The following is a 22,219-nucleotide window of genomic DNA, read 5'->3' as shown; positions in this document are numbered from 1 at the left end:
CTCACTTCCCAGCTGCCCCCCCTTTGCTGCCCGCTTCGCTCACGCTTCCCGTCGCGGCGTCGGCGGCGAGCGCCCGGCCTGCAAAAACATTGGCCTTGCGCTTGGCAGCACTGCCGCGCAGTGCGCAACGTTCGCTGTTGACCTGACCGCTAGCCGCCTCACCCGCCGCATGCGAGACCAGAGCGTCGAGAGCGCGCAGACGTTCGAGCGCGCTCTCGATCAAGTTCAGTGCGCTGCCGTCCTTATCGTCACCTTCGTCACCTTCATCCTGCTCGCCCATGCGCGCCTCGATATTGGCCAACTGCTCGATGTCGCGTATCGGCACCCGTCCGTCACCATCTTCGGACTGGATCGCGTCGAGGTAAGCCGCCCGCGCCTTGGCGAATTCACCGAGGTCCGCCCACACGCTCGCCAGCGCCGACTGCAGGACCGGTAGGCGTAACCAGCCTGCCGGACAACGCTCCCTGAGCAAAGCCTCGATGCTGCTCACCTGCGCGTCAAGCTCGCGCCGGGTCTGCCGCTCACTGGCACGCGCCAGCGCCGCACGGCGACTGGACAGTTCGTCGAGCAATTCGTCGGGCGAGACATAGGCGACCGCGGCAGCGGCTTTGCCCGACAGGCGCGGCTCGGCCAGCCAACCCGGTTCGCCATAGGCCTGGTAGGCGCCCCAGGTGATGTCTTCGCGATTGGCCTGCCACACCGCCCGCCTGGCTTCGAAAACCGCCTGCCCGAAGGGGCGGCCTTCGAGCAGCAGGCTCTCGTAGAAAGCTTTGCCGAAGATCATCGCACCCTTGTCGTCCACTGCCCAGCCGGCAACGACCACGCAACGCACACCGATATTGATCAACTCGCGCGCGACGCTGGCCGCCAACAGGTTGCCGTCTTGCAGCGTGCGCTCGCCGCTGTTGTCGTTTGCTCCCTTGGCGCTGCCCGTATCGACCTTGCCAAGGTGGCAGCAGCTCAGGAAAACGAGTTCGGGCACGCTTTCCATGGCGCGGATCTCGGCGGCAGTAATCAACAGACCATCGGAAAGAACGACGCCCGAACGGCGGCAGCCATCGACGTGCTGCTGGTCGAAAATACCGTGCGCCGAGATATGCAGCAGCCGATAGGGCTGCTGGTAGAGGCGTGTCAGCACGTCAGATGCGTTGCGGTCGCTGCCGATCTCGGCGACTACCTGGTAGGCAAGGCCCTGCAGGATGGCAGCCACCTGCGTAGCTTCCTCCTCTGCGCCCGGCAGCGGTGGCGGGTCGAGGGCATCTGGCTGCCGCCGATCCGGAAAAGCCGCAACAAAACCGTCAACGGATGGATTGCCAACGACAAAGGCCGTGCGCTCCAGCCCCTGCCGCACCTGGCGACGGAACTGCATGGCCGCAAGCTGCCGTACCACCGGGGTACGCAAGGCCAGTGGCAGCTTTTCCCCCGCACCCCGCTGATCATCGGCAAACATCAATTCCCACGGCAGGTTGGCAGTGTAGTCGTCGACCACCAGGACGATGCTTTCGAGCTGTCGTGCGGCATCCTTGAAGTCGTGCGGCACCATCAACTGGAAGAGCACGCGACCGAAGTCCTCGCGCCACACCGGCCTCTGGATCTGCTGGCGCACGAGTTTTTCGACCAGGCCCGGTTGCCGCTGGAGGACCACCGACTCGGCGCGCGCACGCTGGCCGACGTAGAGAAAGCGTAGCCGTTCGGCGATCGCCGTGCGCTGTCGCGGCGCACCTTGCGAGGCGCCCCCTTGGCCAGTGTCGCCGGCCTTGGCGCCGTCGCACGCCGGCAGGCGAACGGCCAGGCCCTGCTCGTGGCGATCGGCGTCGGTGACGATCAGCCGTGGCCAGTAACTCGGATTGCCGCTGTCGAACAGGCGCCGACGCAGGCCTTCGCCCTGTTCGAGCTCCGGCCAACAGACCAGCGCCACGTCATAGCGCCGGGTCAGTTCGGCGAGCCGGTCGGGCATTCGCCGCAGCGCGTAGACGGCGGTAATCGCCGTATCCTGATAGAGCTCGACGATGTCAAGGCGAGCCACGCGAATATCGAGTCGTGTCGTCTCGTAGAAACGTGCGTTGGCTTCCATGACGCCACGCAACAACGCCTCGACAGACGCCGCGACCGAGAGGTTCGCCGAAGAGTTGTAACCGAGCAACAGCGCCGCCAGCGGCAGTTCGCGTTCGTCCTTGCCCAGGACGTCGATGACCTGCAGCAGGTAGCGCAGGACACCGGCGCGCACCGCCTCGATCAGATCGCCGACACTGAGGTTGCCGTCGTAGGCGCCAAGACCGGTAACAATCGCCCCAGTGAGGCTGCCGCGGCGGCGCTCCTGCTCGTTGGGAACGCGCAGGACGACGCTCGCCGTGCCGCGCGGGCCGGCGTAAAGGCCGAGGTTGTAGCGCTGGGTGAGGTCACCATCGAGTAGTTCGCTGTCGATCAGCGCCTCGGCGCCAGCAATCGGATCCTGCTCGTAGTGACCGAGCAGAACGGGTTGGGCCAGGAAACGCAGGTCCATGGCCTTGACCTTGACCTCCAGGCGGCGCTTCGGCCGCGCCGCGACACGACTGCGCGGCGAACCGCCGAGCAGACCGCGTGCCACGGCCTCGCCGCCGTCGAGCGTCGGCGGCCCGGCATCGTAGGTCAGCGGTAGCGGCTGCTCTTCGCCGCGCACCGCCGGCGGGCTGCTCAGCAGGGCGCTGGTGACGCCGCTGCTCAGCAGTTCGCCAAGCGCCGGAAAGTACGCGCTGGTCGACGGCAGATCGCCATGCTTGGCGGGCAGATAGTAGTGACTGGCGACATTGCCGATGCGCCCGGAAGCCCAGGTGACAGTGCCGTCGCCCTGGCTGGTGCCGACCATTTTCAGGCGCCCTTTCACCTCGCGTATTCCGCACGGGGTATTGCGCGCCACCCCAAAGACATAGACGGCTTTGCTTGCATAGGCCTCGGGGAGCGCCGGCCTTGCCTCGCCGTCCTGTTGCCAAAGCCAGTTCGCCGCGTCGAGCTGTGGCTGGCTCGGTGTCGCCGAATTGCCGTTTCCGAACCAGAAATCGAAGACTTTCTCCTGGTAGTTGACCCAGGTCTTGGCCAGCCAGAAATCCTGCTTGTCGTCGCCACCGTCGGGCTGCCCCTGGAAGGTATCGACGAAGCCGCGCTTGGGCAGCAACTGCAGCGCACCGCGAAAACCGGAGACGATCTGCAGCACTTCCCGCATATCGTGGCGAACGTCGAGACGCACCAGCGAGCGCAGCGTATCACCCTTGCCGAGCAGGTTCTCGACCATCGAGTAGGCGCCCTGATTGGGCGTCCCGAGCATCACCAGGCGCGCACCGTCGCGCGCCATCAGCGCGTCGAGCACTGCACGGCGCTTGTGAATGCTGGCGCGCACCACCAGTCCGCCCATGCTGTGCGCGAGCAGGCGCACCGGCTGCGTGGTCTCGCGCAGCAAGCGATCGAGGAATTCGGCAAAGCGCTCGGCGAGCACATCCAGCGGTTGCCGCCAGTCGTAGGCGAAGGGCTCGACGCGGTGACTGGCCGACAGATACGTGCAGATATCGCCGTAGAACATCTCGAACAGCTTCTCGGCCTCGACGCCCGACTGCTCCCAGGCAATTTTGCTCAGGCCACCGCTGGCGATATCCAGCGGGTCGAACCACACCCGGTCCTGACCATTCACCGACAGGTGCGAACCCATCACCCCGGGCAGCACGACAAGCACCGGCAAATCGGCACGAGGCGTCTCCGGCGAGCGCGATATGGCACGCTCAGCACGCGCAGCACGCCTGCGGCCTGCGCCCGAGCCCTCCTCCACCGCGCTTGCCTCGCCATCCGAGAAGGGACCCGGCAAGGCCTGGAAAGCCGTCAGCGGCAGGACCTCGCCGGCCACCAACCAGTCGCGCAGGGCAAGGCGCGTGTCGATGTTGGTGAAGTAGCGGAAATGCGAGACCTCGGCACCGCGATCGAACAGCGCCCGTGCCCGCGCCTGCGGCGCAATGCCGGCAAACATCGAGTCGCTATCGACCACCAGGTCGTTGTCGACGTTGTCGAAAAGCAGATAGTCGGTGAGCAGGACACCGAGACGTTTGAGCAGGTTGCCGCCTTCGATGTCGCCAGCGATCACCGCCATCTCGATCCCGGCGCGCACCGGTGCGTCGCGCAAGAGGCGCGCCATTGGTGAATCCGGCAACATCGCTTCGATGCCGGGAACCAGATGCGCGTTGGTGCGCTTGTGGGCGATTTCCAGCACCACCCGTTTGAAAGCCGAATAGAAGGGGTTGCCGAAAAAGAACGGCACCTGCCCGATCAGGGTCAGCATCCCGGACAGGAAGAGGTCCAGGTTGCCACTGGCCAGCCGCGTTCCCTGCGCCGGACTGGCCACCCGCACGTAGCGCTGCACGACCAGCTTCCTGTCCGCCAGCACCCTGGCCAGCTGGCGCAGTTGCTCGCGCTGCCCGGCGTGCGCCGAGTCGACGTCGCGACGCACGTCTTGCGCGGCAGCCTCGCTCTCGTAGGCGTCACCAGTGCCCGGCAGATCGGCTTTGTAGAGCTCGATCAGCGGATCGAAATCCTGCAGGCAGAGCAGGTCGGCAACCAGGCCGCCGCGCGAGTGCGAGACCAGGTTGAGCTGCAGGCCGTCAGGCAACACCGCCAGCAGCTCCAGGGCGTTCTCGATCGGGCTCTCGGAGAGCGTGCGGTGCTCGTAGGCGTAGATACCGCCGCTGAAATGGCGCTGCAGGACGCTCCACAGATCGCGCTCGTCGAGCGGCAGGTCGCCAAAACTGCCCACGGTATTGGAACCAGTCCCATGCACGAAAACCAGCACCGGCAGCTTCTCGGCAGCGGCGCGCTGCAGCTCGCGCTGCGCGCGCGCCAGCGCCTTGCTGTCTTGCGCCTCAGTGGCACTGCGTCCGCCGTCCCAGCAGTAAACACCGGTCGGCCGACCCAGCCGCGCCTCGATCGCCCACATCAGCGCCCTGGTACCCAGCCCGCTGACCCCCAGCTCGGCGCCGTCACCGTCACCGCCACCCTTGCCCAGCTCGCCAAGCTTCTTCTTCGCCGCCTCGATGATTTCGTCGCTGGCAGTCCCTACCGCCAGCGCAAAGACCTTGCTGATCAGGCCGCCGACCGCGTCCCCGAGCAGCCCGCGCGTCGCAGCCCCGTCGCCGCTCAGCTGATCGAACAGAATCTCCCCGTCGCTGCCGATCAGCTCGGGTCGGCTGCGCTCCAGCGAAGCCTTGAGCTTGCCGGCCGAGGTGATGAGAACACCGCCGTCGGCGAGTTCGATGACCAGCACCTCATCGCCCTGCGCCGCATACTGCTGGGCACTGACGCTGGCCCCGGCAGCGCGCAGCGCAGCACCGACTTCAAAACTCGCCCGCGTCTTCAGGTAGCCGGCCGGCAGGAAAGGATCCTCCGGCTCACCCGCCGACCGTCGAACGTTCTGCAGCAGTGCCGGCAACTGCTTCTCGTCGCTTTGCCGCCCAGTGAAGTTGAGAGTAGTGGTATCAGCCATCATCGCCTCCATCGAGTTCTTGCCACGCCAGGTCCCGGAGCGCCCTGGGTCGGCTCAGGTCGGCCTGTCACGCCAGGACATCTGGACAGGCTACAGAACCGCCATCAAGTGAAAATCTGGCGCTTGCGCGCATCCTCGCTGCCAAAAATCTGCGGGCTTTGCGGATACGATGCCGACGGCAGGTAGGTCGGGTTGATCGCCGCATGCCACTGCGCGTAAGTAGCGTTGGCCGGCAACTGTTTGAGCGCCTTCAGCGCGTAATAGGTGAAGGCGCCACAGGGGCGGCCCGCGATGCGCGCGTCGTAGCTGAAATTGTTCGGCCCCTCCTTGCAGCCCGCCAGCAGCAGATCGCCCATCATTCGCGACAGCGCGCCGGCAAACGGCGAGCCTCCCGCGGTCACCGGCACCGCCGTCAGCGGCTGGCCGCTGATGCCGTGCGGCAACTTGTTGGCCGCCAGCCAGTTGCCCATCGGCATAAAACGAGGACGCAGCGAATCGTCGGCGTCCGGGTCGGCAGCCGCGGCACGGGTCACGGTACCCGAGTGGCAACTGTCGGAGATCAACAGCAAGCGCACACCGGCCTTGCGCGCCGAAAACAGGGTGTTGATCTCGTCATCGATCAGCGCTCCCCCACCGGTCTGAATGTCGTAGGGGCAAAGCGCCTCGTCGAGGCCGTCAATCTCGTCGCCGTTGGTGTCGGGCACATAGGTCCCGTGTCCGGAATAGGTAATCACCAGCACATCGCCACTGACCCCGCCGGTAATCAGCGACTGGATGGCGTTGAACATCGCCGCCTTGGTGGCCTGGCTGTCGATCAGCTTGCTGACCGCAAAGCCACGCCCGGCGAGCTCGGCAGCCCAATCGTTGGCGTCGTTGACACAACCACTGAGATCCATGTGCGTACCGGGGTAGTTGTTGATCCCCATACAAAGTGCGCGCTTGCTCATAACTGCCTCCTGTCGATTGATCGGTGATGGTTGCTCGTGGACTGCGGACTGCAAACTACGGTCCTCAGTCTAGCAAGCGCACAGGCAATAACAAACCTCGCCGTTGCTCGGTCGGCTTGCCTGGCGTCGATGGCCATTACCGGTGCTGCGTAAACTCGCACCCACGCAGGTTTGACCACACTTGCCGTGAATAAGGATACTCTCCCCACATGCCACGAGATTTCCTATCCTTCAGTGGGTAGCAGCACGCTGCCGGGCAGCACTGAATCAGGTCGGCAAACGCTGCCCGGAAGCCCATCGACCGGGGCTTGCCACAATCTGCAGGAGGACTCCGATGAACACTGACCAACAGCCGACTATCGGCCTGTCCTTGTCCGGCGGCGGATTCCGGGCGACGCTTTTCGGCCTGGGCACTCTCTGGCGGCTCAACGAGGGCGGGCTGCTGCGCCGCCTGACGCGGATCAGCAGCGTTTCCGGCGGCTCGATTGTGGCCGGCGTGCTGGCTCACCGCTGGCGGCAACTCAACTTCGTCGACGATCAGGCCAGCAACTTCGAAGAAGTGGTCGCGCAACCGGTACGCGAGTTCTGCAATCAGACCATCGACGTCAGCACCGCCCTCCGCGGCCACCTGACGCCGTTCCGGTCGTCCGGCGAGATTCTGGCCAGGCGCTACGCCAAAGACCTGTTCGGCGAAACGCTGCTGCGTCAGATCGCAACTCCCGCCGAAAACCACGCGCCACGCTTCATCTTCTACGCCACGAACATGCAGACCGGGCGCAGCTTCCTTTTTCGTCAGGACTACATCGCGGACTGCGTCCTGGGTATTTCGTACAAGACTGAAGTGCCTCTCGCCGCGGCCATCGCCGCATCCAGCGCTGTCCCGCCGATCTTCTCGCCGGTGGTGCTGAAGACGGAAACCGGCGCCTGGGAGGAGCCACAGGGCAAGCTGGCCAATCTCAACCAGTTGCGCCAACGCATCGTGCTTGCCGACGGCCGCATCTCCGACAACATGGGAGTCGAAGCACTGCTCGACAAGCTTGATTTCGTTCTCGTCAGCGACGCCGGAGCACCCTTCGAGATCGACGAGTCGCCCTTCGAGGACGATCTGTTGCAGCTCGGCCGGGTGCGCGACATCCTGATCGAACAGACACGGGCGCTGCGCAGGCGCTCGCTGATTGGCGATTTTGAGAGCGGGGTTCGGCGCGGAGCTTACTGGGGAATCGGCAGTGCGATCGACGCCTACGACGATCATGATGCGCTGGCCAGCGACAACGCCGTCACCGCCGCGCTGCAGAATATCCCGACCCGGCTCAAGGCGTTCACGGCGAAGGAGCAGGGGCAATTGATCAACTGGGGCTACGCCCTCACCGACACCGCACTGCGCACGCGCACGGAGCTAGCGCTCGACGCGCCGCAGGGCTGGCCGGTCGGGGCGTGGCCGCTGCACTGAGAGGCCGACCATGATCATGATCGATCGCCAATATCTCGCCACCTGGAGCCTCGCCGTCGACGACGCGGGCTTTGCACAGGCGCTGGCCGCGCTGGGCGTCTGGCGCGCAGCGTCGCCGCAAGAACTGCTGACCCTCCCGGGCGGTGCCGAAAACTCGGCAAGCGAGGTGGCGGCAGGCATCGGCCGCCTCCTCTACGCTGCCTACGAGGAACAGGACCGCGAAGCGAACCGCGGGCTGCTCGCCTGGCAGCTGCCGACGGCCGACGCGCTCGACGCCTTGCCGCCGGCCAGCGTGCTCGCTGCCGCATGGTTGGAGACCCGCGAGCTCCCCGCCGTATGGTTGGCATTACGTAACGAAGCGTCCACCGGGCCGCGTCTCGCCGTACGCAGCCACGCGCAGAGCTGGAACACCCTGCTGCCGATGCTGCAAACGCTGCAGCACCCTGCGGTCGGCGCCGCGAGCGTCTTCGTCGCCGACGCTTTCGCTGCTGACGGACGCATCGATTGGCAGCTGCCTTTCCAGATCGCAGTGCTGCCTGACGATCGCCTCGCCAGCACATTGGCCAACACGCCTGTACCACGACCGCAACCCTGGCCCTATCGCTTCGGCGTCGCCGGCCGCGCCACGCCACGTCTTGAAGTGCTCGTCTTCAGTGGCTCACTGCGACAAACCGCAGCCCGCTTGCTGAGCCGGCGTTCGCCGAGCCGGGCGGCGCTGGTGCTGATCCTTGGTGGGCTGGACGCTAGCGACGACAGCAAGGCCCTGCTCCGCATTGTCGCCGGCGAGCTGGCGGCCGAGGGAGTGGTCTGCGTCGCGCCTTTCGCTACCGCCGGCGCGCTCGCCGACGCCAGCAGCGGCCCGGCCTTGCCAGCACTGCAACACTTTGCCGACGCCCTGAGCCACAACACAGCGCTGGACATCGCCCTGGCAGAGGCTTTCGGCCAGGGCATCACGGCCGTCCTCGGTGACGACCTGCTGCGCATCAGTACCCTGTCGCATTCTCTCGGCACGCTGACCGCGCGCCTGCGAGCCCTCCCCGCGGATGCCGAACTGGCGGTCAGCGAACACTCGTTGTGGCGCCTCGTCGGCGATCCCGATCGCGTCGCCGCAACGCTGACGCGCGGCACGCGCGGCACCGCGGGCGGGGTTGAAGGCGCTGACCGCGGCCAGCACTCCGGACGCGCGGGACATGCGCTGCCGTCTGCGCGCAGCGTCTCGCCGCATCTGCTGGCCCAAGGCATTGACGAGTCCAGCGCCCGCTACGGCTATGATCACGAGTCCGACGAAGCGGCTGCGCTGGCCGAAATCGCCGACGAGATGCGCGCCAGTGGGGCAGCGGCAGCCGTCGAGCAAGGCGAGCAGCGCTTCATCCAGCACAGCTTCTGGCGCAAGCACACGGAGCAACTGGTCGAAGAACGGCGGCGCCTGCAGGTCGGCGTACCGATCATGCTGCGCCTGCGCATCGGCCCGCCGGACGAACAATGGCACTCCGCCCCGGCAGCCTTTCCGGCACACGAACTTCCGCGCAGTCAGCGGCCGCATCGACTGCAGGTGGTCTTTCACGAGCCGACGCAACTCGACGCGCCGCTGCTCGGACAACTGCTCTTGCCGCGCGTCGGGCCGAGCAGCGTCGCCGAGTTCGTCTTTACGCCGCGCATCGTGGCCGCTTTCGAAGGCCGGGTCAGTGTTCTGCACCGCGGCCGCGTGCTGCAGACAGTGCTCATCCACAGCCGCGTGGCCGCCGCTGATGAAGCCCTTGACGCCAGCAGCGCCGGCGAAGTGATCAGCCAGCAGCTTGAAGCGCGCGTGCGTGAAAACTGGGGCGAACTCGGCTCGCGGCGGCGTTTCGACGCCTCTTTCATCCTCAACCACAGCAATCAGCAGCGGCCGCTACTCACCGGCATTGCCGGCAAGCGCGCCTGGGCCAAGGACCTGAGCGGTATCGACGAGCCGATCGCCAGCATCAACCAGCTCCTCTCCGAGGTCGCGCACAGCGTCGCCGACTACAGCGACGGGCTGACCAGCGGCGACAACCGCAAGCTGTTCATCAAACTGGCGCGTCTCGGCGCCGACCTCTACTCGAGCCTGGTGATCGACAACCTGCAGCCGCTGCAAAGCGAAGGCATGGACGTCGACGAGGCCACGCACATTCAGCTCGTCAGCACCCGCGCCGACGCCGTCGTTCCCTTCGAGTTCATCTACCAGTACCCGCCGCCCGACGACGATGCCGGAGTCGACTTCTGTCCGAACGCCCTGCAGGCACTTGCCGACGGCGCTTGTCCGCAAGCCTGCGCCGGCCAGAAAGAGCCGCGCCGACACGTCTGCCCGATGGGTTTCTGGGGTCTGCGCAAAGTCATCGAAAGGCACGTTTACAACCCCGCGATCGACGTCCCCAACCAGGCCGAGGTGATCGTCCAGGCCGAACCGGTGGGCACACGCGTTCGCCTGCAACTCGACCAGGGCGCGCTGGTCGCTTACAGCCAGGAGGTCAAGGCCGGCGAGGTGGCGCCGCTGCTCGCTGCCTTGCGCCAGCAGTTGCCGCAAGCGGTGCAGGTCGCCGGCAACTGGGATGAATGGAAACAGGCGATCAGCGGCAGCCACCCGAGCCTGCTCGTCGCCTTCCCGCACAATGCCGGCGAACGCCAGGACATCGCGCTGGAGATTGGTGGTATCGCCTTCAAGACCTTGCGCCTGCCGCGCGAATACGTGCATGTCGAGGGCGCTACCCCTTGCTGCTGCTGCTCGGCTGCGACACCGCCAGCAGCGCGCAGCAGTACGCCAACCACATCCGCTATTTCCGCCAGGCAGGCGCAGCAGTGATCGTCTCGACCATCGCCACGGTCTTCGGCCCGCATGCGGTCAGGGTCGGCGAAAAGCTGCTCGAAGTGCTGCTCGCCATCCACCGGCAATCGACCGCCGACGAGCAGTCCGGCACAGCACGCCAGCCGGACGCCGTGCCTTGCCTCGGCGAAGCGCTGCGCGCAGCGAAACGGCAAGCGCTGCTCGACAGCCTGCCAATGGCCTTGTGCGTCGTCGCCTTCGGTGACGCCGACTGGCGGCTCTGACGGTCATGACCGTTCCCCCTCTCACTTGCAGTGCGCATTCCGGCTTGCACGCCGGAATCGTTCGCCGGGCAGGGAGCATGCTCCCTGAATTCCCCGCCTCACCCCTGGCCTTTCTCCCGCGAGGGGAGAAGGGAGGTTCGTGAGTCGCATACGCGACTTTCACATTAACTGGAGATCAATGATGAGCACGCCGAGCGACCTGGGTAAGGACAGCCGCTTTTTTCGCATCGAAATGCTGCCGGCACTGCACGGCGACTGCCTGTTCGTCGAGTACGGCGACAGCTCACGCACGCGCCGGCTGCTCATCGACGGAGGCCCGATTGCCACCTACAAGCATCTCGAGGCACGCCTGGACGCACTGCCGGCCGGCGACCGGCGTTTCGAGCTGGTGGTCATGAGCCACGTTGATACCGATCATGTCGAAGGCATCGTGCGCCTGCTCGCCAATCAGCCGCTGCCGATCCGGGTCATCGACCTGTGGTTCAACGGCTGGAACCATCTGAGCAGCGGCGGACGCGTCCTGGGCGGCAAGCAGGGCGAGTTCCTCAGCGCCCTGATCGTTCGCCGTTTTGAAGACGAGCAATGGAACGGGGCGTTTTCCGGGCAGGCAGTGGTGGTCCCTGACGACGGCCCGCTGCCCGAACGCACGCTGGCCGGCGGCTTGAAGCTGACCCTGCTGTCGCCGACACCGGCGACGCTGGCGCAGATGCGCAAGGCCTGGGAAAAGGACCTTGGCCCGAGCGTCACCCCCGGCGATCTCGACGCCGCCTGGCAACGCCTGGCGCAGCTCAAGGCCTACCTGCCCGGGCAAGGCCTGCTCGGCACCACACCCGAACTCGACAGCCTGCTCGAACGCCAGCTGAAAGTCGACAAATCGGCCGCCAACGGCAGTTCGATCGCCTTCCTGGCCGAATTCGCCGGCAAGTCCTGCCTTTTCCTGGCCGACGCCTACCACGAGGTGATCACCGCCTCGCTAAAACGCCTGCTGCAACAACGCGGCCAGCCCATCCTCAGGGTCGACGCGGTGAAAGTCGCTCACCATGGCAGCGCCGGCAACGTCAGCGACGAGTTGCTGGCGCTGATCGACAGTCCGCGCTTTCTGGTCAGCACCAATGGCAGTCGCTTCCGACACCCCGATGCCGAAGCGATGCAGCGCATCATCGCCCGCTCGCTGCAGCAAGCACCGACGCTGTGCTTCAACTATGCCAGCAAGACGACGCTCGGCTGGGCTGCGCCGGCTCGGCAGGCTGAACTGAGCTATCGTGCCGAGTACAACCCGGTCGCCAATGCGCCGTATCGCATCGAGCTTTGAGACCTCGCGCTCCGGCACCCCGCCTGGCGCGGGGACGCGCCGAGCAAACCACGACTGCGCATACTGCCAGAACGGGTCGACAAGGGATGCAAGGGCCGTGGCGAATGGAGTAAAGTGCAAAACTGACGGGAAAATCACAAGCTGCCGGCGATGCTTCTGCTACTGCTCGGGCAGAGGGATTCCTCCCCCGACGCGGCGCATGCCTGCCGTAATGCCGAAACAACTGATGCGAGAAAATGAGCGAACAGACTTCGCCGCCGGCCCCACCGACGCTGCTCCTGGTAGATGACGAGCCGTCGATCCTTAGCGCCCTGCGCCGACTTTTCCGGCCCTGCGGCTATCGAATTCTGACCGCCGAAGGCGGTGCCGCCGGACTGGATCTGCTGGCCCGGGAAAACGTCGACCTGGTGATTTCCGACATGCGCATGCCGGAGATGGATGGCGCCCAGTTTCTCGAACGGGTGCGTGCCGAATGGCCGCGAGCGGTGCGCATACTGCTCACCGGCTATGCGGACATGACCGCGACCGTCAACGCCATCAACAAGGGCGAGATCTACCGTTACATCGCCAAGCCCTGGGACGACCACGATATCGTGCTGATTGTCCGCGACGCCCTGGAACGGCAACAGCTGCAGGGTGAAAACAGCCGCCTGCTGGCCTTGACCCAAAGCCAGAACGACGAGCTGAAAGCACTCAACAGCGACCTCGAGGCGCGGGTCAGGGCACGTACTGCCGAGATCGAGCAGGTCAATGGCTTCCTCAACATCGCCAACGACACGCTCAAACAGAGTTTTCTGGTCTCGATCAAGATCTTCTCGACTCTGCTGGAGTTACGCGATGGATCGGTCGGTGGGCACGCCCGTCGCGTCGCCGACCTGGCGCGCAAGCTGGCAATCAAGCTGAAGCTAGATGCCAAGACGCAACAGAATATCTTCATCGCCGGCCTGCTCCACGATATCGGCAAGATCGGCTTCCCCGATGCGATGTTTGCCAAGCCGGTGCCGAAGTTGAAAGGCGAGGAATTGGCACGTTACCGCAAGCACAGTCTCGTTGGCGCCAACGCACTGCTGCCGCTGCCCGATCTGAAGCCGGTCGCCGACCTCATCCGGGCGCATCACGAGCACTTCGATGGCCAGGGCTTTCCAGATGGCCTCGCCGGGCTCGCGATCCCGCTGGGCGCGCGCATTCTGGCGGTCGCCAACGACTATGACGGTCTGCAGATCGGCACCCTTTCCGAGAGGCGATTCAACGCCGACGAAGCCAAGAGCCTGCTCGTCAAATCGTGTGGCAAGCGTTACTGCCCGGTGGTCATCGACGCGCTGCTGGATCTCCACAACGCACCGATTGAAGATGGCGAGCACGAGTTGCAGGTGCCGGTAGACAGGCTCCAGGTCGGGATGGTACTGGCCCGCGATTTGATAGCGCGTGACGGCAGCTTGCTGCTCGCCGCCGACTACCTGCTGGACGCCAAGCTGGTACGCGAGATACAGGCCTACGCGAAGCGCGAAGCCTTGTCGCTGGTACTGCACATCCGCCGCGACAGCATGCCGCACTAGCTTCGAGGAGGAGCCCCGAAATGCCCCGTATCCTGATCGTCGATGACGAAGACAGCATTCTCAAATCCTTGCGCAGACTCCTGGCGATGACGCCTTGCGCAAGCGGCGGCAAAGTGTTTCCGCTCACCGTGGACAGCTGCAATGACCCCATGCAGGCCCTGGAGAATGCCTTCGAGACGCCTTACGATCTGGTGCTCTCCGACTACCGCATGCCGGGCATGGACGGCGTCGCCTTTCTCAAGCAGTTTCGTGAGCTGCAACCGAACGCCGCAAGACTGATTCTTTCCGGCTACACCGACCTGAATGGCTTGATCGCGGCGATCAACGAAGCGGGCATCATCCGCTTCATCGCCAAACCGTGGAATGATTACGAGCTCGTGGCGACCATCGGGCAAGCCCTGGCGTTTCAGGAACTGCAGAACGAAACCCAGAAGATCGCCGACCAGGCACGCCTCAAGCAAGGCCTGCTCACTGCCGAAGATTTCGAGCGCAAGCGACTGGAAGCGCTGGAACCTGGCATCACGCACGTACTATGGGGGCCGGACGGCTCGGTAATGCTCGACCCGGACGCGCTGAAGCGCGACTGAAACGCTCGCCTTGCAGCGCAGGCATGACTGGCACGGCAAGACCGGAGCCAAGACCTTCCCCCTGGCTTCATGAAAAGCTGCACACACCCGCACTTAGGGCGTATCGTTCGCCGACACGCTCGTACGCCACCGTCGGGCGACGGCGCGTCTGCTCCACACAACACCGCGAGGGCGCTTTGTCCGCAGCAGCTCCTAACTTCGATCCACATTTGTCCCTGGCTGCCTTGCTGCGGCCGGCGGACATGGATCGCCTGTGCGCATCCTTGAGCCTGCTGCTCGATTCTCCAGTCGCCCTCCAGGACCTGGCTGGCACGGTGATTGGCGGCGCAGCAGCGCTGCCGGCGGACGCGCGGATCGAGATCCTGTGCGAACACGAAGCTGTCGCTTACCTGCAGGCGCCACAGGCTTTGCCCGCCGCGCGCCAGGCAGCGGCGAGGGTGATCGCTGAACTGCTGCTCGGCGCAGCGACCTGCCTGAGGAGCGAATCTGCCACACAGCGGGCCAAACAACAGGCCGAACAGCAGGCCGAACACCGGGCGCACGCCGCAGCGCTGGCGCAACAAAGCGCCGCGCTGGCAGAATCGGAAGCCCGGCAGCAGGCCCTTGCGGAAGACTTTGCGGGCCGCGTCGCCGCGCAGGTGAACCTGCTCGACGAACGCCAGCGCCAGGCCTACCAGGCTGAACGCCTCGCCTCGGTGGGCGCGCTGGCCGCAGGCGTTGCGCACGAGATCAACAATCCCATCGCTTTTGTGCGCAGCAACCTGCGCACGGCCGAAACCTATCTCGGCAAACTTGCCGACCTGGCCGCAGCGCTCAAGAGGCTGGCGGGTGGCAACGCGCTCATCGCCGCAGCCGATGTCGACTTTCTTCTCGAAGACTTTTCCGCGCTGCTGCACGACAGCATCGGCGGCGTCGACAGGGTGGCGCGAATCGTCAGCGACCTCAAGGGTTTTTCCAACATCGACAAACCGGAGGAAGATGTCGTCGACCTCAACCAACTCATCCGTTCCGCGTGCGCGATGGCGGAGAAAAGGCTTCTTCCTGGCGCGGCGCTGGTTTGCGAGCTGGGTGTCGTAAAGCCGCTCCTGTGTTTACCCGGCCATCTGGCGCAGGCCTTGCTGGCAATCCTCAACAACGCGGTTCAGGCTATCGAAGCTCGAGGAGCGACCGGCGAAGTGCGTGTGTGCAGCCGTTTCGACGGTCAACAGGCGCTGATCGAGGTCAGCGACAACGGCGCCGGTATCGAGCCAAGCGCCCTGCCGCGCGTCTTCGATCCTTTCTACACCACCCGGCCGGTCGGCAAGGGAACCGGCCTGGGGCTGACCATGGCGCGCGACATCGTACGCGCACATGGGGGTGAGATCAGCTTTGACAGCATTGTGGATGGCGGCACCACGGTTACCGTCAGCCTGCCGGATTGAAGACCATCCGCGCGACGCTTGAGCAGCAGAGGTACACCATGAGCAAAGACAAAAGCGACACAGCACCGCCCCCGGGGCAAGCGGCAGCAGCCGCGGCAACGGCCACTGAGCACCCAGGGCACGGCGAGCGCACGCACTTTCCGATCGTCGGCATCGGTGCCTCGGCCGGCGGGCTGGAGGCGTTCGAGGAATTCTTTCGCCACCTGCCAGACGACTGCGGCCTGGCTTTCGTGCTGGTGCCGCATCTCGATCCCGGTCATGCCAGCCTGCTCACCGAAATTCTGCAACGGTCGACGGCAATGCCGGTCGTCGAGGCCGAAAATGGCGTGGCGGTGGCCGCCAATCGCGTTTACATCATTCCACCCAACCGTGAGATGGCCATCGTGCACGGCCAGCTGTGTGTTGCCGTGCCGGAGTTGCCACGCGGCCAGCGCATGCCGATCGACGCTTTCCTGCGCTCGCTGGCCGATGACCAGGGTGACCAGGCGATCGGCGTCATTCTCTCGGGCACCGGCAGCGACGGCACCCTGGGGATGCGCGCCATCCACGGCGCCGGCGGCATCACGCTGGTCCAGGAGCCGAGCTCGGCGAAGTTCCCTGGCATGCCGGGAAGTGTCATTCACGCCGCTTATGCGACCCATGTCCTGCCGGCTGCCGACATGCCGACAGTGCTGCTGGCTACTGCGCGCCAGCTCAGCAACAACGTTCATCCGTCGCCGCAGGCGAACGAGGCGACTGCAGTCGATATCGACGCCGTGCTGACCGTGTTGCACGCCAGCACCGGCCACGATTTTTCACACTACAAGAAGGGTACCATCGGCCGGCGCATCGCGCGGCGAGTGCTGCAGCACCGGCTGCGCAGTATCGACGACTACCGCGCCTATGTCGCGGCCCATCCGGAAGAAGGGCGAGCGCTATTCAAGGACCTGCTCATCAATGTCACCCGTTTCTTCCGCGACCCCGAAGCCTTCAAGGTACTGAAACAGGAGATCCTGCCGCAGCTGTTCGCCGACAAACCCGCCGACTACGTGTTCCGCATCTGGGTAGCCGGCTGCGCCTCCGGAGAAGAGGCCTACTCGGTGGCCATCCTGGTGCGCGAATTCATGAGCGAAACGCAGAAAGCATTCAAGGTCCAGATTTACGGCACCGATCTCGACGAGGAGTCGATCGCCAGCGCCCGCGCCGGCTTCTATCTGCCCAACATCGCCGCCGATCTGACGCCCGCCCAGCTACACACTTTCTTCCTCCACGAGGATGCCGGCTACCGCGTCAGGAAGGAGATTCGCGAAATGCTGGTGTTCGCCGTCCAGAACGTCATCAAGGATCCGCCGTTCAGCCAGCTCGACCTGATCTGCTGCCGCAACGTGATGATCTACCTCGAGCCGGAGTTGCAGAACCAACTGATTCGCTCGCTGCACTACGCCTTGCGAACGAACGGGGTGCTCTTCCTGTCACCGGCCGAGAGTATCGGCATGCATGCCGAACTGTTTACGGCGGTCAACCGCAAATGGAAGTTCTACAGGGCAATTGGCGCCAGCAGGCCGAACAGCACCATGCTCCTCGGTGACCTCTCGTGGCAGACGGCAAACCCTGGCCGCGCCACACACCAGGTGGCCGGCAAGCTCGCGCCGGTAAATCTCGCTGAACTCACGCGGCGCGCGCTCCTGCAATTGTTCGCGCCGGCCTCGGTGGTCACCGACGCAGCGGGCAATATCGTCTTCGTGCACGGCGACACCGACAGGTTCCTGCGCCCGGCACCAGGCCAGGCGACACTCAGCGTCGTCGACATGGCGCTCGATAGTCTGCGCGCCGAACTGCGCTCCGCCCTGCACCGGGCGACCGAAGAACGCACGACGACCCGCGGACGCCAGGTCGTGGTGAAGATCGATGGTGAGTTGCGGAACGTCAGATTGAGCGTGCACCCGCTGGCCGACGCGGACGGCCATCAATTGCTGCTGGTGAGTTTTCAGGAGGAGACCCCGACAGCGGCAAGGGATGCGTCCACTGCCCCACCCGATGCGAGCTCACCCGAGATGCGGCGCATCGAGGAGCTCGAGAGCGAACTCGCGCATACCTGGGAAGCGCTGCAGTCGACCATCGAGAGGCAGCAAGTGGCCAACGAAGAGCTGATGTCAAGCAACGAGGAATTGCAATCGACCAATGAGGAACTGCAGTCCACCATCGAGGAACTGGAAACATCGAAGGAGGAACTGCAGTCGATCAACGAAGAACTGGTGACGGTGAACGGCGAGCTGCAAGCCAACACCGCTCATCTGACGAAGACACAGAACGACCTCAAGAACCTGCTCGACAACATTAGCGGCGGTATCATTTTCCTCGACCAGCAGCTGTGCATCCAGCGCTTCACCAGCGAAGCAGTGGATTTTTATCATCTGCAGGCAGCCGACGTCGGCCGGCCGCTGGCCGATATCAAGTCCACTATCGAAGCGCGTGACTTGCTGATCGATGCCCAGGCGGTGCTCGACAGCCAGCTGCCGGGCGAGCAGGAAGTACGTACCATCACCGGCAGCTACTATCAGGTACGCCTGAAGCCTTATCGCACGCTCGACGACGACATCGACGGCGTGGTCATGACCTTCGCCGATATCACTGCCCGCATCGACGCCAATTCGCGTGCCAGCGCAGCGCAGCTGTTTTCGGAGAGCATCGTCGATACGGTGCGCGAACCCTTGCTGGTGCTTGACGGCGAGCTGCAGGTGATTGCCGCCAGCCGCGCCTTCTACCAGCGCTTCCAGGTCGCGAAGGAAGAAACCATCGGCCGGCAGTTAGGCGATCTTGCCAACCGGCAGTGGGACCTGCCGGCCTTTCGCGAGCTACTGCTGAACATCCTGCCACGCGACGAGGCCGTCGAGGACTTCCCGGTCGAGGTCGACATCCACGGCAGCGGGCGAGTGCAAATGATGCTCAACGCCCGTCGCCTCGCCGGCACACAGCCACTGATCCTGCTTGCCATGGGAGAAGTCCATAGCCCCTGAAGCCATCGCGGCGGTATTTGATCAGTCGCCGATCAGTCGCCGTCCCTGCCAAAGCGTTCCCTCCAGGTGCGAAAGGCGTCGCGGATCTCGCTCTTCAGGTGCTCATCGTCCCAGGGCTTGCTGAGGTATTTGTGAATCGAGCCCTTGTTGATGGCGTCAGTGACCGCGCTAATCTCCGAGTAGCCGGAAAGGACCATGCGCACCGTCTGCGGATAGAGTGTCTTGACGCGGGCGAGAAGCTCGGTGCCGGTCATTACCGGCATGCGCTGGTCGGACAGGATCACCGCCACCGACTCGCGCGCCAGGACCGCGAAGGCGGCTTCGGCGCTACCGGCGACGAGAACCCGATAGCCCTCACGCCGCAGCAGGCGATTGAGTGCCGAAAGAATGCTCGGCTCATCGTCCACCAGCAGAACCGTCGGCGGCGCAGCATCCGCATTGCTTCCTAAAGCGAGCCGCTTGCCGGCGCTGCGCAAGGCAGACACCTGCTCCGCGGGCAGGGGGCGCGAGAAGAAATAGCCCTGCATCTCGTCGCAGTCGCAGCGACGCAGATAGTGCATCTGTTCCTCGGTCTCGACGCCTTCGGCAAGCGCAATCTTGCCGAGCTTGTGCGACATGGCGATGATCGCCTGCACGATCGCGGCGCTGGCCGGATTGCTGGTGATATCGCGAACAAATGACTGGTCGATCTTGACGACATCGATCGGGAAACGCGAGAGGTAGGCAAGCGACGAATAGCCGGTACCGAAGTCGTCGAGCGAAAGCCGTACGCCGAGACCCTTGAGCCCTTCGCTGGTCCGCGTGGAAGTCGCGACATCGAGCATCATCGCCCCTTCGGTGATCTCCAGTTCGAGCGTCTGCGGATCGATCTGGTACCTGGCCAGTGCCTCGCCAACGCTCTGGCAGAGGTTGGCAACGCGGAAATGCCGCGCCGACAGATTGACCGCCACCTTGATCGGCGGCAGCCCGGCGTCGAGCCATTCGCGCATCTGACGGCAGGCCTCGCCGAGCACCCATTCGCCGATGGCGATGATCAAGCCGCTTTCTTCGGCCCAGGGAATGAATCGACCTGGCGGGATCATCCCCTTCTCCGGATGCTGCCAGCGGAGCAAAGCCTCCATACCGATCAGCGCACCGGTCTGCAGATTCAACTGCGGCTGATAATGCAACAGCAGTTGCCGCTTCTCGATGACCTGGCGCAATTCGACGAGCAGTTGGCGACGCTCGGAATCTTCCGTATTCAGCTGCCCGTCGAAACGGGCAGCACTATTGCCGCCATCGCGCTTGGCAACTCGCGTCGCGCTTGCGGCACCCGCCAGCAGTTCGCCGGGCTCCTTGCCGTCGGCAGGGAAGCAGGCGAAGCCGAGCGACGAGCTCACCTCGAACGTTTGCTCGCCGATGACGAAGGCTGGCCGCAGCGCCGCCAGCAGAAGGCTCGACAGTTCGTCATAGCTGTCGCCCGAGTTCTCCTCCGGAACGCTAAGCAGCAAGCCGAACTCGTCGTTGCCGAGACGAGCGACGGCGTCCGCTTCGGGCACGCTGTCGGCGAGCCGCCTGCCGAACTCGACCAGCAGGCGATCGCCCGTTTCGTGCCCGAAAGTGCGATTGATGCTCTCGAAATCATCGATATCGATATGGACCACGGCGATGCGCGTAGCGGCCGCGGTGGCGACGGCTGGGCATCGCGTCAGTCGTGCCAGTTCGTTGACAAAACCGACGCGGTTGTGCAGCCCGGTCAGCGCATCGCTGCGGGTCACCAGCGCCAGCCGAGTCTCGAGTTCGCGTTGTCGCGATGAATCCTCTCCGATCGCGAAGTAGAAGCGCAGCTGTCCATCGTGATCGTCGATCGGCGAAATGGAAAGTCGCTCGGTGAACACCTGGCCGTCCTTGCGCCGATTGATCAGCTCACCGCTCCAGCTGACACCGCTGCCATGAGCGGCCCACATCGCGTTATAGGTCTCGTCCGGGGTCAGCCCCGAGCGAAACATCCGAGGTTGGCGACCAACCACTTCCTCGGCGCTATAGCCGCTCATCGCCAGAGCGGCGGGATTGGCGAAGAGGATCTTCCGCCGCGCGTCGGTGATGAGGATCGAGAGCGGGCTGTTCTGCGCGATATCGCGAAACAGCAATGCCGATTCCAGGCTTTCGTGCATGCGCGTGACATCGGTTCCGACCAGAAAGATCGGCGCCAGGATGGTATCGGCGCCGACACGCTGTTCAATCGACCACGAGATCCACAGCCGCCTCCCGTCACCGGCCGTCAGCGGCGTTTCCACCTGGCGAACTCCACCGTGCGCGCCGATGTCGCGCAGCTCGGCGAGGAATTCGGGCGGGCGTTGCGTATCCGCGCCGAGCAACTCGGTCAATGGCCACCGGAAAACCTGCCCGAGCCGGCTGTGACCGAGCAGACGCAAGCCGAAGCTATTGACGTACCAGACCTTGAGTTGGGCATCGACACGGATGACGATCAGCCCGAGTGCATCGTAGATCGACGCCTGGGGGGGGGTCGGGAATCAAGCGCTCACCTCCTGCTCGGGCTGCGGACCGGCAAGCGGCAAGCGGATGCGGAAGCACGTCCCTCGCCCTGGTTCGCTGTTGACGCTGATCGTGCCCGCGTGGCGCTGGACGATTTCCCAGGAAATCGGCAAACCGAGACCGGTCCCCTTGCCGACCGGTTTGGTGGTGAAGAAGGGCTCGAATATCCGTTTCACGACTTCCGGCGGCATGCCGCCACCGCTGTCCTCGATTTCGACCCAGGCGTGCTCGGCTTCGAAGCCGCTACGCAGGCTGATCGTTCCAGCACTCTCGATCGCCTGCCCGGCATTGATCAGCAGATTCATGAAAACCTGGTTGAGCTGCGCAGGAATGCAGCGCACCAGCGGCAGCTCGCCGAGGTCACGGACGATCGTTACCTTGTACTTGAGTTCGTTCCAGACCACGTTCAAGGTGCTCTCCAGCCCACGGTTGAGGTCGGCGTCCTGCCATTCGGCTTCCTGGACATGCGAAAAATCCTTCAGGTCGGCGACGATCCTGCGCACCCGTTCCAGCCCCTCGGCGGACTCGGCGAGCAGCGCCGGGATGTCCTCGCGCAGGAAGTCCACTTCCGCCGTCCGCCAGGCCTGTTCGACCGCCAATCGCGCCGGATGATCGGCAGCGAGCGCAGCAACTGCCGGCACGGCAAGGTCGACGACTGCGAACAGGCGCGCGACGTAGTTCTTCAGCGAACCGAGATTGGAACTGACGAAGCCGACCGGATTGTTGATCTCGTGCGCAACGCCGGCCGCAAGCTGGCCGACAGCGGCCATTTTCTCGGACTGCAGCAACTGAGCTTGCGTCCGCTCGATGGCTTCCATGGCCTTGAGCAGTTCGGCCTGCTCGCGCAGCAAC

The 22,219-nt window shown here is 64.7% G+C and carries 12 protein-coding genes; 8 read left to right on the top strand and 4 right to left on the bottom strand.

Annotation, left to right across the window (positions count from 1 at the left end):
- Position 1: 1 nt before the first annotated feature.
- Together E4Q23_RS17470 and E4Q23_RS17465 are read right to left on the bottom strand one after the other, a co-directional pair.
- Positions 2-5,497, bottom strand: coding sequence for a CHAT domain-containing protein (locus tag E4Q23_RS17470; protein ID WP_169067823.1), 5,496 nt, complete (start codon positions 5,495-5,497; stop codon positions 2-4).
- A 104-nt stretch (positions 5,498-5,601) separates the two neighbouring features.
- Positions 5,602-6,444, bottom strand: a complete 843-nt coding sequence (locus E4Q23_RS17465; RefSeq protein ID WP_169067822.1) for a caspase family protein — start codon at positions 6,442-6,444, stop codon at positions 5,602-5,604.
- A 334-nt stretch (positions 6,445-6,778) separates the two neighbouring features.
- On the opposite strand from E4Q23_RS17465, the gene E4Q23_RS17460 reads away from it, so the two are divergent.
- The 8 genes from E4Q23_RS17460 (at position 6,779) to E4Q23_RS17430 (ending at position 18,832) form a co-directional block, all read left to right on the top strand.
- Complete coding sequence (locus E4Q23_RS17460) at positions 6,779-7,894, top strand: patatin-like phospholipase family protein (protein ID WP_169067821.1); 1,116 nt, start codon at positions 6,779-6,781, stop codon at positions 7,892-7,894.
- 10 nt (positions 7,895-7,904) lie between these two features.
- Positions 7,905-10,715 carry a hypothetical protein gene (locus E4Q23_RS17455; RefSeq protein ID WP_248595545.1) on the top strand — a complete coding sequence of 937 codons (2,811 nt, stop codon included), beginning with the start codon at positions 7,905-7,907 and terminating at the stop codon, positions 10,713-10,715.
- A complete protein-coding gene (locus E4Q23_RS24125; protein WP_248595544.1) occupies positions 10,712-10,960 on the top strand; it encodes a hypothetical protein in 249 nt (82 codons plus the stop codon). Before E4Q23_RS17455 ends, E4Q23_RS24125 begins: the two co-directional genes overlap by 4 nt.
- A 181-nt stretch (positions 10,961-11,141) precedes the next feature.
- Entirely contained in the window at positions 11,142-12,272 is a 1,131-nt protein-coding gene (locus tag E4Q23_RS17450) for a ComEC/Rec2 family competence protein (RefSeq protein ID WP_169067820.1), read from the top strand.
- A gap of 236 nt (positions 12,273-12,508) precedes the next feature.
- The gene (locus E4Q23_RS17445; RefSeq protein ID WP_169067819.1) at positions 12,509-13,828 is read left to right on the top strand and encodes an HD domain-containing phosphohydrolase; all 1,320 of its coding nucleotides are present in this window, start codon (positions 12,509-12,511) and stop codon (positions 13,826-13,828) included.
- 20 nt (positions 13,829-13,848) lie between these two features.
- Positions 13,849-14,415: a response regulator gene (locus tag E4Q23_RS17440; RefSeq protein ID WP_169067818.1), complete on the top strand. Its 567-nt coding sequence runs from the start codon at positions 13,849-13,851 to the stop codon at positions 14,413-14,415.
- Between the two features lie 209 nt (positions 14,416-14,624).
- Positions 14,625-15,836 (top strand): sensor histidine kinase, encoded by a 1,212-nt coding sequence (locus E4Q23_RS17435; protein ID WP_169067817.1) that lies wholly within the window; start codon positions 14,625-14,627, stop codon positions 15,834-15,836.
- A gap of 38 nt (positions 15,837-15,874) precedes the next feature.
- A complete protein-coding gene (locus tag E4Q23_RS17430; RefSeq protein ID WP_169067816.1) occupies positions 15,875-18,832 on the top strand; it encodes a chemotaxis protein CheB in 2,958 nt (985 codons plus the stop codon).
- 32 nt (positions 18,833-18,864) lie between these two features.
- Here the strand turns inward: E4Q23_RS17430 and E4Q23_RS17425 are convergent, their stop codons facing one another.
- Complete coding sequence (locus tag E4Q23_RS17425) at positions 18,865-21,321, bottom strand: EAL domain-containing protein (protein ID WP_336511724.1); 2,457 nt, start codon at positions 21,319-21,321, stop codon at positions 18,865-18,867.
- A 24-nt stretch (positions 21,322-21,345) separates the two neighbouring features.
- Positions 21,346-22,218, bottom strand: a complete 873-nt coding sequence (locus tag E4Q23_RS17420) for an ATP-binding protein (protein ID WP_248595543.1) — start codon at positions 22,216-22,218, stop codon at positions 21,346-21,348.
- Position 22,219 lies beyond the last annotated feature (1 nt).

Origin of the sequence: Candidatus Accumulibacter phosphatis (assembly GCF_012939955.1) — a bacterium.
Taxonomy (GTDB): domain Bacteria; phylum Pseudomonadota; class Gammaproteobacteria; order Burkholderiales; family Rhodocyclaceae; genus Accumulibacter; species Accumulibacter delftensis.
This window is presented reverse-complemented; position numbering and strand designations above follow the sequence as displayed.

What these genes read in the sequence shown, in the direction of transcription:
- E4Q23_RS17470 (WP_169067823.1), bottom strand. Translation starts at nt 5,497, where the DNA reads ATGGCTGATACCACTACTCTCAACTTCACTGGGCGGCAAAGCGACGAG.
- E4Q23_RS17465 (WP_169067822.1), bottom strand. Translation starts at nt 6,444, where the DNA reads ATGAGCAAGCGCGCACTTTGTATGGGGATCAACAACTACCCCGGTACG.
- E4Q23_RS17460 (WP_169067821.1), top strand. Translation starts at nt 6,779, where the DNA reads ATGAACACTGACCAACAGCCGACTATCGGCCTGTCCTTGTCCGGCGGC.
- E4Q23_RS17455 (WP_248595545.1), top strand. Translation starts at nt 7,905, where the DNA reads ATGATCATGATCGATCGCCAATATCTCGCCACCTGGAGCCTCGCCGTC.
- E4Q23_RS17450 (WP_169067820.1), top strand. Translation starts at nt 11,142, where the DNA reads ATGAGCACGCCGAGCGACCTGGGTAAGGACAGCCGCTTTTTTCGCATC.
- E4Q23_RS17445 (WP_169067819.1), top strand. Translation starts at nt 12,509, where the DNA reads ATGAGCGAACAGACTTCGCCGCCGGCCCCACCGACGCTGCTCCTGGTA.
- E4Q23_RS17440 (WP_169067818.1), top strand. Translation starts at nt 13,849, where the DNA reads ATGCCCCGTATCCTGATCGTCGATGACGAAGACAGCATTCTCAAATCC.
- E4Q23_RS17430 (WP_169067816.1), top strand. Translation starts at nt 15,875, where the DNA reads ATGAGCAAAGACAAAAGCGACACAGCACCGCCCCCGGGGCAAGCGGCA.